General features: G+C 69.3%; 13 protein-coding genes. 5 read left to right on the forward strand and 8 right to left on the reverse strand.

From position 1 onward, the window contains the following. Positions 1–202: 202 nt before the first annotated feature. Positions 203–1,309 (reverse strand): esterase-like activity of phytase family protein, encoded by a 1,107-nt coding sequence (locus PV734_RS38505; protein ID WP_319294066.1) that lies wholly within the window; start codon positions 1,307–1,309, stop codon positions 203–205. Positions 1,310–1,426: 117 nt separating this feature from the next. After that, entirely contained in the window at positions 1,427–2,287 is an 861-nt protein-coding gene (locus tag PV734_RS38510; protein ID WP_319294068.1) for a serine hydrolase, read from the reverse strand. A 221-nt stretch (positions 2,288–2,508) separates the two neighbouring features. On the opposite strand from PV734_RS38510, the gene PV734_RS38515 reads away from it, so the two are divergent. Beyond that, entirely contained in the window at positions 2,509–4,809 is a 2,301-nt protein-coding gene (locus PV734_RS38515; protein WP_415924337.1) for an ArnT family glycosyltransferase, read from the forward strand. A 290-nt stretch (positions 4,810–5,099) separates the two neighbouring features. Further along, a complete protein-coding gene (locus PV734_RS38520; RefSeq protein WP_319090188.1) occupies positions 5,100–5,909 on the forward strand; it encodes an endonuclease I family protein in 810 nt (269 codons plus the stop codon). Positions 5,910–6,000: 91 nt separating this feature from the next. On the opposite strand, the gene PV734_RS38525 is transcribed toward PV734_RS38520, so the two are convergent. Further along, positions 6,001–6,735 (reverse strand): DUF6585 family protein, encoded by a 735-nt coding sequence (locus PV734_RS38525; RefSeq protein WP_319090189.1) that lies wholly within the window; start codon positions 6,733–6,735, stop codon positions 6,001–6,003. 226 nt (positions 6,736–6,961) lie between these two features. Here PV734_RS38525 and PV734_RS38530 point away from each other — a divergent pair, with 226 nt between their 5' ends. Both PV734_RS38530 and PV734_RS38535 read left to right on the forward strand, forming a co-directional pair. Then, positions 6,962–7,846 (forward strand): LysR family transcriptional regulator, encoded by an 885-nt coding sequence (locus PV734_RS38530; protein WP_319294072.1) that lies wholly within the window; start codon positions 6,962–6,964, stop codon positions 7,844–7,846. A gap of 86 nt (positions 7,847–7,932) precedes the next feature. After that, complete coding sequence (locus PV734_RS38535; RefSeq protein WP_319294074.1) at positions 7,933–8,664, forward strand: hypothetical protein; 732 nt, start codon at positions 7,933–7,935, stop codon at positions 8,662–8,664. A gap of 434 nt (positions 8,665–9,098) precedes the next feature. On the opposite strand, the gene PV734_RS38540 is transcribed toward PV734_RS38535, so the two are convergent. From PV734_RS38540 to PV734_RS38550, 3 genes are all read right to left on the reverse strand, one after another. Beyond that, positions 9,099–9,743: a hypothetical protein gene (locus PV734_RS38540; RefSeq protein WP_319294076.1), complete on the reverse strand. Its 645-nt coding sequence runs from the start codon at positions 9,741–9,743 to the stop codon at positions 9,099–9,101. Between the two features lie 486 nt (positions 9,744–10,229). Continuing rightward, positions 10,230–10,571 (reverse strand): sterol carrier protein domain-containing protein, encoded by a 342-nt coding sequence (locus tag PV734_RS38545; RefSeq protein WP_319090193.1) that lies wholly within the window; start codon positions 10,569–10,571, stop codon positions 10,230–10,232. Positions 10,572–10,650: 79 nt separating this feature from the next. Then, positions 10,651–11,496 carry an NAD(P)H-binding protein gene (locus PV734_RS38550; protein WP_319090194.1) on the reverse strand — a complete coding sequence of 282 codons (846 nt, stop codon included), beginning with the start codon at positions 11,494–11,496 and terminating at the stop codon, positions 10,651–10,653. A gap of 147 nt (positions 11,497–11,643) precedes the next feature. Between PV734_RS38550 and PV734_RS38555 the strand changes: the two genes are divergently transcribed. Further along, on the forward strand, positions 11,644–12,036 hold the full coding sequence (locus PV734_RS38555) for a helix-turn-helix domain-containing protein (RefSeq protein WP_319090195.1): 393 nt from the start codon (positions 11,644–11,646) through the stop codon (positions 12,034–12,036). Between the two features lie 150 nt (positions 12,037–12,186). On the opposite strand, the gene PV734_RS38560 is transcribed toward PV734_RS38555, so the two are convergent. Both PV734_RS38560 and speB read right to left on the reverse strand, forming a co-directional pair. Then, positions 12,187–13,875: a thiamine pyrophosphate-binding protein gene (locus PV734_RS38560; protein ID WP_319294077.1), complete on the reverse strand. Its 1,689-nt coding sequence runs from the start codon at positions 13,873–13,875 to the stop codon at positions 12,187–12,189. Further along, a complete protein-coding gene (gene speB, locus PV734_RS38565) occupies positions 13,872–14,870 on the reverse strand; it encodes an agmatinase (protein WP_319294079.1) in 999 nt (332 codons plus the stop codon). Before speB ends, PV734_RS38560 begins: the two co-directional genes overlap by 4 nt. Positions 14,871–15,120: the final 250 nt, after the last annotated feature.

Below are 15,120 nucleotides of genomic sequence, written 5' to 3' on the forward strand. Positions count from 1 at the left end.
GCGCCCATCCCGGTACCGATACCTCTTCCCCCGGTACCGAACCCGCTTCCGGCGCTCGTTCCGGTTCGTGTCCCGGCTTCCGCCCCCGCTGCTCTGCCACTCCGGCGCCTTCCGTAGATCCGCGATTCCGCACTCCGCCGGTAAGCACCAACACGTGCGGAAGGGGATTTCATCCCTCCGCAACAATTCCGGCTACGCCTGGCTACGGCGTCCGCACCCGCAGGTAGTAGAAGCGGGTCGTCTGCACGGCGTTCTGGTTGTCGTCGCTGACCAGCAGGACGCGCAGGTCACCATGGGTGCGGCCGGTGATCACCATGCCCTCGACGTTGTCGAGGAGGGGGTTCGGCTGGGGCTGCTTGGCGGTCGCTCCCTGTGACGGGCAGTTCACGATGTCGGCGAGGAGGGTCTTCCTGACCAGGCGTACCCCGTCCTGGCCGGTGAGGTTCTCGACGCCGCTCGTGTCGGTGGCGTGGCGCGGGTCGGCCAGGTAGAGGCGGACGGTGTTGCCGACACCGGCGGTGAAACCGCGCTCCAGGACCAGGAAGCGGCCGTCGGGGGTCGCCGCGACCTCGGGGACGCCCAGACCGGCGTCGGTGCGGTAGGCGTACTGGGCGCCGAGAACGAAGGAGCCGGGGTTACCGGCGTGCCCGGCGTGACCGCCCCGGCGCTCCCAGGTCTGCCAGCGGACGATGCCCGTGGAGTCGCCGGAGATCGCGTACTCCATGGACGCGAGGAGCGTACGGCCGCCGGGGAGGAGGGTGAGCCCCTCGAAGGTCTGGTTGGCGGTGGCACGGCCGGCCGGGGCGACGCGGAGCGCGTCCGGCACCGGGAGACGGTCGAGGATGCGGCCGTCCCGGGAGTAGCGGCGTACGGAGGGTTCCGTCTCGGAGGAGACGAGGCGGGTGCCGTCCCTGTCGACGACCAGGCCCTCGGAGTCGAGTGCGGCGCCGGTCTCGTCGGCGAGGGGGACGGCACTGGTCGGGCTCAGGGTCCGCCGGTCGAGGGTGAAGAGGGACGAGCGGTCGGAGAGGGCGGCGAGGTCGCCGTTCCGGTCCACGGCGAGCGCGGAGAGGTTGCCGACGAAGGTGCCGTCGTACGTCGTCTTGTCGAGCGCGTCGGAGAAGCGGTCGAGGGAGACGGTCGGTGAGCAGGCGTGACCGGCGCCGATGTCGCTACTGGCGCTACTGGCTCTGCCGGTCGGGGAGTTGGCGTTCGCCGGTCCGGCGGCGGTCAGACAACCGGCCGCCGCCAGACCGGCGGTGACAGTGGTGAGCAGGGTTCGCAGAGGTCGCTGGGGTCGCAGGCGCATGGCCGTCACCGTAGATCGGGTCGGTGACGGCCGGGAGGCGCTGCGGTGAAGTCGGCTCGCGGGCAGCCGGTGAACCGTTCGCGACAGTCGGCGATCGGCCGGCGATTCAGCCGGCGATCAACTGGCGGCGAGGTCCCGGTGGACGACCTTGGCTACGCCCTCGATGCTCGCGATGCCGTAGTTCCAGGTGCTGTTGCCCTGGGTGAGCACTGTGATCATGTAGTCGTGGCCGCCGCCCTTGAAGGTGCCGACGCTGTGCACGCGCCAGCCGTTCGTCGCGCGTTCCAGCCAGCCGTTCTTGACGTGCACGGAGACACCGGCGGGCGCGCCCTTCGGGGTGCCCCAGCGCTGGGAGGAGATGACCTCGCCCATCAACTGCTGGATGTAGGCACGGGAGTTGTCGGTCAGAACGGTGTTGGTGATGGTGGTGAGCGCCAGGAGCTTCTGCTCGTCACGCGCGGTGATCTGGGTGAGACCCCAGTAGCCGTTCGTGCCGGGCTTGGTCTGGGTCATACCGGCGGCCGCGACGAAGTTCCTGATCTTCGTCAGACCCAGCTGGTTCCACAGCTTCGTGGTCGAGCCGTTGTCCGACTTGGTGATCATGGCCTTGGCGAGGCTCTTCTCGGTGGCCGTCAGGGCACGGCCGGTCTTCTGGGCGTCCCAGAGCAGCGTGGCCAGGACGGTCACCTTGACGACGCTGGCGGAGTCGTAGGCCGTCTGCGCCCGGTACACGCAGGTCGTCTTGGTGGACCGGTCGAAGACACCGACGCTGATGGAGCCCCGGCGCCCGGAGAGAGCGGTGGTGATGTCCCGCTTCAGCTTGGTGGCGAGGGCGGGCTTGGCTGACGTACAACTGACAGCTGCCGCAGCCGCGTTGGCGGGTGTGGCGGTGGCCACGAGCGACAGCACGGTGGTGGCGCAGACGGCGGCGCCGCCAAGTATGCGGGCACGCGCGGATCTTGATATGTGGTGATTCATGGAAATTTCCCATCCCCGTGAACGGCGTCAGCGCACCCCCGGCACGCTGGTCTCTTTGAGACCACGCACGAATACGAATGGTTGTACGCCAAGTCGCACTGTTTTTCGGACTCTTCTCGGGGAAAGCCCGCACCCCGCGTTTACGCGCTGTTGCCCCGATTCACAGGCGGCCCCCAGCCACGCCACAGCGCGCACCCACACCCCGTACGGACGATTCGATGGTGACCTCTGCCACCGACCCACACCCCCACGCCCCGGAGACCCCAGTCGCCGCCGGTTCCACCGAGCCCGCGGCCCCCGTGACTCCAGCGACTCCCCCGGCCCCCGCCGCGTCGGGCCCGCCCGAGAAGGCGCCGCGCTGGTCGCTCCCCGCGCTGCTCGCGATCATGCTGCTGGCCGGGGTCCTGTACTCCTGGAACCTCTCCTCCTCCGGCCTCAACAGCTTCTACAGCGCGGCCGTACTGAGCGGCACGCAGAGCTGGAAGGCGTGGTTCTTCGGCTCGCTCGACGCGGGTAACTTCCTCACCGTCGACAAGCCGCCCTTCGTCCTCATGGTCATGGGCCTGTCGTGCCGCGTGTTCGGCTACGGCACCTGGCAGATGATGGCGCCGCTCATCGCGTCCGCGCTCGGCACCATCTGGATCCTGCACTCCTCCGTGAAGCGGGTGTTCGGCCACGCGGCGGCCACCGTGGCCGCGCTGGTCCTGGCGCTCACCCCGATCACCGTGGCCATCAACCGCGACAACAACCCCGACACACTGCTGGTCTGCCTGATGGTGGCGGGCGCGGCCCTCGCCCTGCGCGCCAGCCGCGACGGCAGGCTGCTGCCACTGCTCGGCTCGGCGGTGTGCTTCGGGCTCGCGTTCAACACGAAGATGCTCCAGGGTTACATCGCCCTGCCCGCCGTCTTCGCGGTCTACCTGTACGCGGCCGACCTGGGCCTCGTGAAGCGGATCGTGAACCTGCTGCTCGCGGGCGTCGCGCTCGCGGTCTCCAGCTTCTGGTGGGCCACGGCCGTGTCCCTCGTACCGGCCGACGAACGCCCGTACATCGGCGGCTCGACCGACGGCAGCGCCTGGAACCTGATCATGGGCTACAACGGCCTCGGCCGTGTCCTCGGCGGCGAGGGCAACGGCGGGGGTGGCGGAGGCGGAGGCTTCTCCGGGACCGCCGGTATCGGCCGTATGTTCAACGAGATCCTCGGCGGCCAGATCTCCTGGCTCATCCCCTTCGCGGGCATCGCCCTGGTGGGCGGCCTGGTGCTGGTCGGCCGGGCCCCGCGTACGGACGCGACCCGGGCCGCGCTGCTGATGTGGGGCGGCTGGACACTGCTCCACTACCTCACCTTCGCCATGGCCGAGGGCACGATGCACCCGTACTACACGACCGCCCTCGCGCCCGGCATCGCGGCGCTGTGCGGTGGCGGCGGAGTGCTCCTGCTGCGCGCGTTCCGCACCGACAGGCGGTGGGTGTGGGTGCTCCCGCTGGCGCTCGGTGTCACCGGCGTCTGGTCGGTCGTGCTGCTGCGCCGTACGTCCGACTGGAACGCGTGGCTGTGGCCGACGATCGCCGTGGTCATGGCACTGGCGATCACGGGCATGCTGGTCTTCCGCACCGGACGCCGGGTGCGGTTGCTGGCCGCCTCCGTGGTGGCGGCGATCGTCGCGTCGGTGGCAGGACCGGCCTCGTACGCCCTGGCGGAGACCTCCGCGACGGGCGGCGGAATGGGCGGCACGAACCCGACGGCCGGCCCTTCGACGGGCGGCGGAATGGGCGGCCCCGGCGGCGGTGGCGGGCGCGCGGGCGGCGGCTTCCCCGGCGGCACGGGCGGCCCGGGCCAGCAGCAGGGTCAGCAACAGAACGGCCAGGCCGAGGGCGGGCAACAGGACGGGCAGCAGGGCGGTCAGATGGGTACGCCGCCCAGTGGCGGTATGCCCGGTGGGGCCCCCGGCGGCAGCGGTCAGCAGGGCGGCGGCACGGGTACGCCTCCGGGCGGCACGACCGGCGCCGACGGCACCGGCGCCGAGGCCGACGGTCAGCAGCAGGGCGGGCAGCCCGGCGGTATGGGCGGCGGGGGTATGGGCGGTGGCGGCGGCATGGGTGGCGGCGCCGACAGCCAGCTGATCACATACCTGAAGAAGCACCAGGACGGCGCCAAGTGGCTGCTGGCGGTGTCCAATTCACAGGGTGCGGCGCAGCTGATCGTGAGCAGCGGCGAGCCGGTGATCTCCATGTGGGGCTGGACCGGCACCGACAGGGCGATGACCCTGGCCAAGCTCAAGGAGCTGGTGAAGAAGGGCGAGTTGCACTACATCCAGCTCGGCGGCGGCATGGGCGGCGGAGGCGGCATGAACGGCTCCGGCCTCAGCTCGGAGGTCACGGCCTGGGTGCAGAAGCACGGTACGGCGGTGAAGGAGAGCGAGTACAGCACCAACACAAGCACCGGCAGCACGGCGACGGGGTCGGGCACTCAGTCCACGACGTCGTCGATCTACCGTCTGGACGCGTCGGACGTCGGCTGAACCGGACCGACACCGCCTGAACCCCGAGTGGCCCCTGACCGAGACACCGGTCAGGGGCCACTCCCGTATCTACGGGATCTACGGGATCCACGGGATCCACGGGATCCACGGGATCCACGGGATCCACGGGATCCACGGACGGATCTACGCGCGTCAAATCGCTCCGATATCAACCGAGTTGCCGGTTCAAGTCACGCAACGGACACGCGTAGTTCATTGCCTGAAACGCATGTCCATGTCACGCTCCCGGATGTCTCCCCCATTCGACACGCGTAGAACGGACACCCCCGATGCCCGCGACGCAGATACGCACCCTCCGCTGGAAGACCGTGGCACTCGCCACGTCGACCGTCCTGGCAGCCATCGCCATCCCCACGATGACCGCCACCCCGGCCGGCGCGACGACGACCGCCTACGACGCGACGTACTACAAGAACGCGATCGGCAAGACCGGCACGAGCCTCAAGTCCTCGCTGCACACGATCATCAGCAGCCAGACGAAGATCTCGTACTCGGCGGTCTGGGACGCGCTCAAGGTCACCGACCAGGACCCGAACAACAGCAGCAACGTGATCCTGCTGTACAGCGGTGTCTCCCGCGCCAAGTCCCTCAACGGCGGCGACGTCGGCGACTGGAACCGCGAGCACGTGTGGGCCAAGTCCCACGGCGACTTCGGCGAGGCGACCGGACCCGGTACGGACCTGCACCACCTGCGCCCGGCCGACGTCCAGGTCAACAGCATCCGCGGCAACCTGGACTTCGACAACGGCGGCAGCGCGGTCACCAACGGCGGCGGCAGCACCGTGGACTCCGACTCCTTCGCGCCGCGCGCCGCGGACCGGGGCGACGTGGCCCGCATGATCCTCTACATGGCCGTGCGCTACGAGGGCGACGACGGCTGGGCGGACCTGGAGCCCAACGAGAAGGTCGGCAACGGCAGCAACCCGTACATGGGCAAGCTCTCCGTCCTCAAGGCGTGGAGCGAGGCGGACCCGCCCAGCGCCTTCGAGGAGAAGCGCAACCAGGTCATCTACGACACCTACCAGCACAACCGCAACCCGTTCATCGACCACCCGGAGTGGGTCGAGGCGATCTGGTAGCGGTTCCTCGTCCCACGATCTCACCGTCTCACCCTGAACGCCCCGTCATCCACGGGGCGTTCAGCGCGTCGCCGACCGGTACCGGCACCGGCTATTTCCGGTAGAGGTTCTCGGCGATGGTCAGGAAAAGGTGGAGATTCGAGACACCGCTGGCCGTGACGGTGAACCAGGGGCTGGACGTGCCGTACTTCATCACGTGGACCGCGCCTCCGCGGACCTGGATCTCGTGGACCTCGGACCACGGCAGCGGGTTCTTCCCGCGGATGGCCACGCCCGAGCGCGAGACCGAGAAGGAACCGAAGTCGGCCGTCCCGCCCTCCAGCACCGAGTCCAGGACCGCCTGCCCCTGGGCCCGGAGTATCGCTTCCTGCAACCAGGGTCCCCACGCCTCCGGTCTCTCGTAGAACTCCGTGATCTCCGCGCCGCCGAAGCTCGGGGCGGAGACGGAGTAGACGTACTTGACGGGGCTGGGGACGCCGTTGATGAACAACTGGGTGATGTCCTGGTAGACCTTCGCGGAATCCCAGCGGAAGGCGGTCATACCGTCTCCGAACTGCGGTTGCACGATCATCCCGTGCTCGAAGAGGTGGAGACGCTTGCGGGCCTGCTTCCTGCTGAAGTTCGGGAAGCGGCGCAGCCACCAGAAGCACACCAGCCCGGGAACCAGGAAGAACGCCGAGAACACGAAAAGCATGTTGAGGTAGACGATGAACATCAGTACGCCGAGCCGCTTGGGAGCGAACGAGGCCTCAAGGACGCCGAGTTGATGACGAGCGGCGAGCGCGGCGACCTCGGGTGAGGGCGGCTGGAGCGTCTGTGTGGTCATGAGCATCTCTCTCGCGTAGAGGTGACTTCGGTCAGGGACGACTTCGGAAGATCGGCAAGCACCGCGGGCAGAGCGATCACGTTTCCCCTCGGGTCGCGGACTACGGACTGCGGACTACGAATGACGGATCGGCGATGTGATGAGACGTTACGAAGAGGCGTGACATTCCACCAGCGACTGGATCGCATGGAACCCATGCGCCGAGAGAATGTGAGCGGAGGGGAACGTGTTCGAGACCGACGCGCTACGCCTGTTGGTGACCGTGACGGAGACCGGATCGTTCACCGCCGCGGCGATCCAGCTCAACTACACGCAGTCGGCGGTGTCCCGGCGGATCGCCGCCCTCGAACAGCGGGCAGGCGGCCCCCTCTTCGAAAGGCTCCCCCGAGGCGTACGCCTGAACCCCGCCGGCCGGGCGCTGCACCGGCACGCCGTGGACGTACTGGAACGGCTGTCGCGGGCGGAGCAGGAGCTGACCGGGATCCACGCGGGCCAGGGCGGGATGCTCCGTGTGGGAGCCTTCGCGACCGCCAACATCTCGCTGGTACCGGCCGCTTTGCGGGAGTTCAGGCGGGCCAGGCCGGACGTCGAGATCGTCGCGGTCGAAGGCCGGAGCGCCGCGCTGGTGGAGCAGCTCGCGGAGGGCTCGCTCGACCTGGCCGTGGTCAGCGACTACCCGTCCGGCCTGCCCTCGGCCGACGGCATCACGACGACCGCGCTGCTGGAGGACGAACTGTTCGTCGCCCTCCACCGCGAACACCCCCTGGCGGCAGCGGAGTCGATCGACCTGCGCGAACTTCGCGACGAGGCCTGGCTCCAGGAAACGTACGGCGACCGCCCCACGATGCTCGCCGACGCCTGCGCCCGGGCCGGCTTCACCCCGCGCAAAATCATCAGAATCGCGGAGTGGACAGCCAAGTTCGGCTACGTCGCCGCCGGCCTGGGAGTGGCCCTCGTCCCGTCGCTGGCGGCCTGGGCGATCCCGGCCGAACTCGCCCTGTGCCGCGTCGCCGACTCCGCTCTGCGCCGCACGATCCACCTGGCCCTGCCCGCCGCCCCGCTGTCGGCGGCGCTGAAACTCGGGGAGTTGCTGCGGGGTGCCGCCGGCTGAACCGCCTCCCCGCCTATCGGCCGGAAGGGGACGGGGCAGGCGTTTAATCGGATGTGCTTGCGGCGTGGAGTTGTTAGGTTCGCCGTGTGCCGAAGCTGAATCAGATCATCGCAGTCGAAAAGGGCGTCAAGTCCAAGGCTCTCCAGGAGCTCACCCAGGCTCACCAGGACGTGCAGAAGCCCGCCCTGCTGGCCGGCATCTCCCGGACCTACCAGCCCAAGGACGAGGAGGGCGAGCAGCTGCCGCCCGAGTCGACGCGAGTGCAGATCAAGGCCGAGGACGCTCTGCGGGCGACCGCGGGGACGCTGACGCGGCTCTTCGACGTGACCGCGACGAAGGACTGGGCGAACCGGTCCGCGGCCGCGGACGTGGTGGTCGACGGTACGGTGCTGTTGCCCCAGGTGCCCGTCCCGTACCTGTTGTTCCTGGAGAAGCAGCTCACCGACCTGCACACTTTCGTTCGCAAGCTGCCGGTGCTCGACGCCTCCGAGTCGTGGAACCTGGACCCCTCGACGGACTCGTGGAAGACGGACCCGGTGCGGACCATCCGCACGAAGAAGGTTCCGCGCAACCACGTGAAGGCCGAGGCCACGGAGAAGCACCCGGCGCAGGTCGAGGTGTACTACGAGGACGTCCCGGTCGGTTACTGGACCACGGTGAAGTTCTCCGGCGCGCTGCCCGCCCGGCGGGTCAACGAGCTCCTCGACCGCGTCGAGAAGCTCCAGCAGTCCGTCAAGTTCGCCCGCGAGGAGGCGAACAACACCGAGGTCACCGACCAGCGGATCGGCGACGCGGTATTCGGCTACCTCTTCCGGTAGCCCCCACATACGCCCTCCGTCGCGAGCGGAGGGTGCGCGATGAGCGCAAGCTGAAACTGATGTTGAAGCTGATAAAGGGGTGTCAGTTGGGGGTTCGAATCCCTCTCCCCGCACCACGTGCGGGGGTGGCCCAAGCCTGGCAGAGGCGGCCCCGTGAAACTCAGATTCTCGCTCCAGTCTCAGTATTCGCCGCCGAACACCGGATCGACCGAACGTGGGCGAACATCGACGGATGGGGGTTCAAGTCCCCCCGGCGCCTCTCTCGTGGCGCTGTAGTTCAAAGGCAGAACACGTCGATCTCAATATGACCCGCGGTTCTTAAACGCCGTCGGTGTGCGCAAATGGGTGGCAAGCTGGAGCCCGGGAGCTGGACATGCTCCCGGGCTCCGTCACGTTCCGGCCGCGGCTTGTGCTGTGATCAGGACACGCTGGACCTATACCTTCTGGAGCCGCAGCTGCATCTGGCAGCCGCCGGAGCGCCCGTCGGTGTCTATGCCGATGGTCACCGGGCTACCCGCGAACGCCGTGTGGTTCTGGTCCGAGGGAAGGGAGTTCACGCACTGGCCGCCGTCGCCGTCCGCGAAGTACCGCACCTGCAGGATGACGTCGGAGCGGCCCGAGACGGCGAAGGTGAGATTGCAGCCGCCCGGCCTGCCGTCGGTGTCGACCCGGACCTGGGACCCGAAGGTCTTGAACCGCTGGATCGGCATCTGGAAGGTGCCCGGGTTTCCGCACTGTCCCGCGTCGCCACCGGCAGTGGCCCGGAAGGCGTAGGAGACGGACGCGCCCGAGAGCGTGTTGTCCGGGTCGAAGATGCCGAAGGACAGCTGGCAGCCGCCCGAGCGGTTGTCAGTGTCGAACCGGATCGCCCGGGTGAAGTCCGGGTTGCGGCCCCACTGTTCCCCCGCCAGTCCCCCGCACTGCCCGGCATCGCCGTCCGGGTTGAACCGGATGCCGATCTCCGCCACGGCGGCGGTAGTGGTGCTCTCCGCTGCCTGTGCCGTCGAACCGGCCAGACCGGCGATGAGCGCGCCGGCGGCAAGGACACCGGAGAGCGCTCTCAGGCGTGAATTCGTCATACTGTTTCCCCTCCCAGGGCATCGTGGGCACACGTCGGCCACAAGGTGGCGTGAGTGAACGCGATGGCCGCGTGGACCTCGGCGGCGCCTGGTCAGTGGCGCCGCGTTTCCTGCGTTGCGTTGCGGTTCGGCACGCGACAAGAGCCCCCTGTTGTCGCGCCGCCCCAGTATGGGACGCCCGAGGTCGGGCGCGCACTGTCGGTAATGGGCCAATCTGCGGAGCGTGAGCACCGAACAGGTCAAACCGGTCGGCCGGTACGCTCACTCGACGCCATTCCCGCAGCTCAGACCGCGCCGGTGACACACGGCCAACTTCCGCGCGCCGGAGCCATATTCATCCGGCACACTCCGCCCACCACCGGAGCCGCCCGGAGAAAGGGCTTGCATTGATCTTGACGATCCGACCCGGCCACCTCCAGGGGCCAGTGGACCGGCTCGTACGCCCCTGTCCCTGTCCCTGTCCTCGCCCTGTCCCCGTCCCGCTTGTCAGAAGCGGAAGGAGTTGTGCGGTTCGGGATCGCTCCGGAACATCCGAGTCAGTTGCCCGATCGCCCCTTCGGCGTGCGGGGTGATGTGGCCGGCGTAGGCCAGGTCGTGTGCGGACATGCCACCGAAGCAGAGCGAACTGAGCGCCGGGACGGTGATGGTCAGGTCTGCCGTCCGCTCGGTCGGAACACACGTCGCCGAGTCGCCGTCCGCCCGGAGGCACCATGTCCGGTTGTTCGCGGGGCACATCCGGTCGCCGTCGACGGTGAACCGCAGCTCGCCGGCGGTCTCGTACGAGCGTTGCGTCAGGGCGCGAGAGACGTCGAGCAGGCGTGCCCACAAGGTGCGGGAACCGTCCGGGGTCGGTCGGCAGTGCGTCGTGATGGATTGTCCAGGAACGCCTTGGCCGGAGACGCAGGACCTATCGGAAGGCGCCGATGTGGCGCTGGGCCCAGTCGGCGAAGGTGCGGGGCGCGCGGCCGAGGAGCCGCTCGACGTCGGGGCTGATGCGCTGCTCGGCGGGGGTGGGCTCACCCAGGATGGACAGGGTGGCCTCGACCACGGGCTCGGGCATGAACCGCAGCATCTGCGCGTGGGCCTCGTCGCGGGTCTGCTCGATGAACCCGACGGGTTCGCCGAGTGCGTCGGCAATCGCCGCGGCCCGCTGGCGGGGCGTGCTGAGAGCGGGCCCGGTCAACTCGTATATCTGTCCGGCGTGGCCGTCCTCCCGCAGAGCTGCGGCGGCGACCTCGGCGATGTCGTCCGGATCGACGGTCGGCAGGCCGATGTCGGCGAACGGCGCGCCGGCGGTCCTTCGGGCGCGCACCGACTCGGCCCAGGCGTACGCGTTGGAGTTGAAGCCTCCAGGCCGCAGGATCGTCCAGTCCATGCCTGACTGCCGGACGGCGTCCTCGATGGACCGTCCCAGGTCCCCGTGAGAGGCCGAATGCGGTCGGGTCGCGACTCCCTGGGAGGACAGCAGAACGACCCGCCCGACGCCGCCGGCCTTGGCAACGCCGAGGATGTCCTGTGGGCTCAACAGATGCGCGCTGGGGCCGCCGCTTTGAAGGAACAGCGCATCGGCCCCGTCGAAAACGGGCCGAAGGCTCTCAGGATCGACCAGGTCCGCCCTCGTGTACTGGACATTCTCCGGCACGTCCGCGTCCGAGATCCCCCGGGATGTCGCGGTCACCGGCGCACCGGCTGCCGCGAGCACCCGCACGAGCGATCGGCCGACGTTACCGGTCGCACCCGTCACTACGAACATGAACAACTCCCGTGTCAATTCAGCATGGTTGTCGCCGCCCGAGTGGGCGGGACCGCCGCGGAGAGCTGCTCTCCGGGCGACACGGGGACGCTAACACCGTCGATATAGTAGGTACCTACAGGAAAGTGACTATCCCAAGGAGTGCGCATGGCCGACGATGCTGACCGGGTGGCAGCCGCTGGGACCGACCCGGAACTCGCCTGTCCGACCAGTGCGGTCGTGGACATCGTGTTCAGCCGGTGGACCACGCCGATCCTGTGGACTCTCAACATGCATGGCCGCCAACGATTCGTCGCGCTGGAACGGCGGATCGGCACGATCACACCAAAGGTACTGACCCAGCGGCTGCGTCAGCTGGAACGGGACGGCATGGTCGTGCGTACGTACCACCCGGAGGTCCCCCCTCGGGTCGAGTACGAAATCAGCGAGCTGGGCCGCAGCCTGGCCCCACTCTTCGCACACCTCGCCGAATGGGCTGCCGGCAACCTGGACAAGGTCGAACAGGCCCGGCACGACTACGACACCGTTCCACCTCGGTAGCGCGTCAGCGCTCTGGATCGCCTCGCTCGCCGCATCCCGCTGTCGTTCTCCTCCTCCTTCGGCGAGGACTCCGAAGCGATGACAGTGCTCGGCCGTGCGATGTCCGACGGGCCCCCGACCTGGCTTCCAGCACCGGACAGCAATCACCCGTCACCCCGAATGCGTAGCCCCGAACATCCGCAGCACCGCCGGAAGCACCACCACCGAAGGTCCCGCCTCCCCCAGCGCCTTCGCGAGGTCCGTCTCCAGTGTCTCCGGTGTCGTTGGTACCGCCGGGACCCCGAACGACTCGGCCAGTGCCACGAAGTCCGGGCGGGCCAACTCCGTGGCCGTCGTCTCGCCGAACGCGTCGGTCATGTACTCGCGCAGGATGCCGTAGCCGCCGTCGTCCACGATCAGCCAGGTGACGTTCAGGTCGTACTGCCTGGCCGTCGCCAGCTCCGCGATCCCGTACAGGGCGCCGCCGTCGCCCGAGACCGCCAGCACCGGGTACGTCGGGTCGGCGACCGCCGCTCCCAGGGCCGCCGGGAAGGCGTAGCCGAGGCCGCCCGCGCCCTGGGCCGAGTGCATGGTGTTGGTGCCGCGCGGGTCGAAGGCCGACCAGGCCCAGTAGGACAGGATCGTCATGTCCCAGAAGGAGGGCGCGCGGGACGGCAGGGCGGCCCGGATCGACGCCAACAGGCCCTGCTCCAGGGTGAGTTGCTGCTCGTCCAGGCGTGTACGCACCCGGTCCAGCACCCCTCGTACCCGCTCCGCCGCCTGCTCGTCCTCCCGTGTCGTCGGCACGGTCTCCAGCAGCGCCTGAAGCGCCAGTCGGGCGTCCGCGTGGATGCCCAGTGCCGGGTGGTTGGACTCCAACTTGCCGAGGTCCGCCTCGACTTGGACGATCCTGCCGCGCGGTTCGAACGTGTGGTAGTTGGAGGAGAGTTCACCCAGACCCGAGCCCACCACCAGCAACACGTCCGCGTCCTCAAGGAAGTCCGTCATGTGGCGGTCCTCCATCCAGGACTGGAGCGAGAGGGGGTGCGTCCAGGGAAACGCGCCCTTGCCGCCGTACGTCGTCACCACCGGCGCCCGCAGACGCTCCGCCAGCGCCCTCAGCTTGCCCGACGCGTCCGCCCGTACGACCCCGCCGCCCGCGATGATCGCCGGGCGCTCGGCGTTCGAGAGCAAGTGGGCTGCCAGCGCCGTCAGTTCGGGGCGCGGCACCAACTCCTCGGGGAAGGCGTCTCCCCCCGTCACCACCGGGATCAGTGTCCCGGCCGTCAGCACGTCCTGCGGGATCTCCACCCACACCGGGCCGTGCGGGGCCGTGAGCGCCGACTTCCAGGCGTCGGCGATCGCCGAGGGGATCTGGGACTGCGTACGGACCGTGTGGACCGACTTGACCACAGCCCTGAACGACGCCTGCTGGTCCGGGAGTTCGTGGAGGTAGCCGTGTCTGCCGCCGCCCAGACCGGCAGTTGGGATCTGGCTGCTGATCGCCAGGACAGGGGCCGAGGCCGCCGCGGCCTCCTGGAGCGCCGCCAGTGACGTCAGCGCGCCCGGGCCGGTCGACAGCAGCAGTGGCGCCGCCTCGCCCGTCATCCTGCCGTACGCGTCCGCCGCGAACCCCGCGTTGTTCTCCACCCGTAGGCCGACGTACCGGAGGTCCGAGCGGCGCAGCGCGTCGAACAGGCCCAGGGCATGCTGGCCGGGCAGGCCGAAGACCGTCGTCGTGCCCAGGCCGGCCAGCGTCTCCACGACCAGGTCCCCGCCGGTGCGGCCGCCCGGCGGGTTCAGCGCGGCCTCCGTCTGGGCCGCGGTCGGCTTCAGCACCAGGTCGTGGTCGTGGGTCACTTCGCAGCCTTCTCCTGAGTCCTCGCCTCGGCGATCTGACGAGACATGATCGTCGTCAGTTCGTACGCCGTGTGCGACGCCGCGACCGACGTGATCTCGGCGTGATCGTACGCGGGGGCGACTTCGACGACATCCGCGGAGACCAGGTTGCAGGACGCCAGGCCCCGCAGGATCTCCAGCAGCTCCCGGGACGTCATTCCGCCCGCCTCGGGGGTGCCCGTGCCGGGGGCGAAGGCCGGGTCGAGGCAGTCGATGTCGATCGAGATGTAGAGCGGACGGTCGCCGACGCGCTGCCGGAGCTGGTCGGTGACCTCGTCGACACCGCGCCGCATGACGTCCGCCGAGGTCACGATGCCGAAGCCCATCTTCGCGTCGTCGTCGAGGTCCTGCTTGCCGTAGAGGGGCCCGCGTGTACCGACGTGCGAGAGGGCGGAGGTGTCGAGGATGCCTTCCTCCACGGCCCGGCGGAACGGCGTCCCGTGCGTGTACTCGGCGCCGAAGTAGGTGTCCCAGGTGTCGAGGTGGGCGTCGAAGTGGAGCAGCGCCACCGGGCCGTGCTTGCGCGCCACCGAGCGGAGGAGGGGCAGCGCGATGGTGTGGTCGCCGCCCAGGGTCATCAACCGCGCGCCCGTGCCCAGGAGTTCGTCGGCCGCCGCCTCCACCGTCTCCACCGCCTCGTGGATGTCGAACGGGTTGACGGCGATGTCCCCGGCGTCCGCCACCTGGGCGAGGGCGAACGGGGACGCGTCCTGCGCCGGGTTGTACGGCCGCAGCAGCCTCGACGCCTCGCGGATCGCGTTGCCGCCGAAGCGTGCGCCCGGCCGGTACGAGACGCCCGAGTCGAAAGGCACCCCGACCACGGCGACATCCGCCCGTCCGCCGACCTCGTCGAGGCGCGGCAGCCGCGCGAAGGTCGCGGGACCGGCGTACCTCGGCACGCGCGACGAGTCGACGGGGCCGCGGGGCGTCTCGAACGTCTCGTTACTGCTGGTCATGCTGTTCCGCCTTCTTTCCTGCGCCTCGGGGCCCGTTTGGATGTGGATTCGGATCCATGGATACGGGTTCGGTTATGAGTTCGATGGTGCGCCCGGCGAGTCGCTCGCGCCAGCGTAGATGGTGGCCGCGGAGCGCCGGTGCGCGGCCGGGGTGCCGGGGGCGCCCGCGGCCGCGGCGGTCCGCCGTGGTCAGGCCGCGTGACCTGCGTCCCAGCGACCGGGACGCCGGGTGCTCGCGGTGTCGTCTGCC

Origin of the sequence: Streptomyces sp. AK08-02, from assembly GCF_033795085.1 — a bacterium.
GTDB lineage: Bacteria > Actinomycetota > Actinomycetes > Streptomycetales > Streptomycetaceae > Streptomyces > Streptomyces echiniscabiei.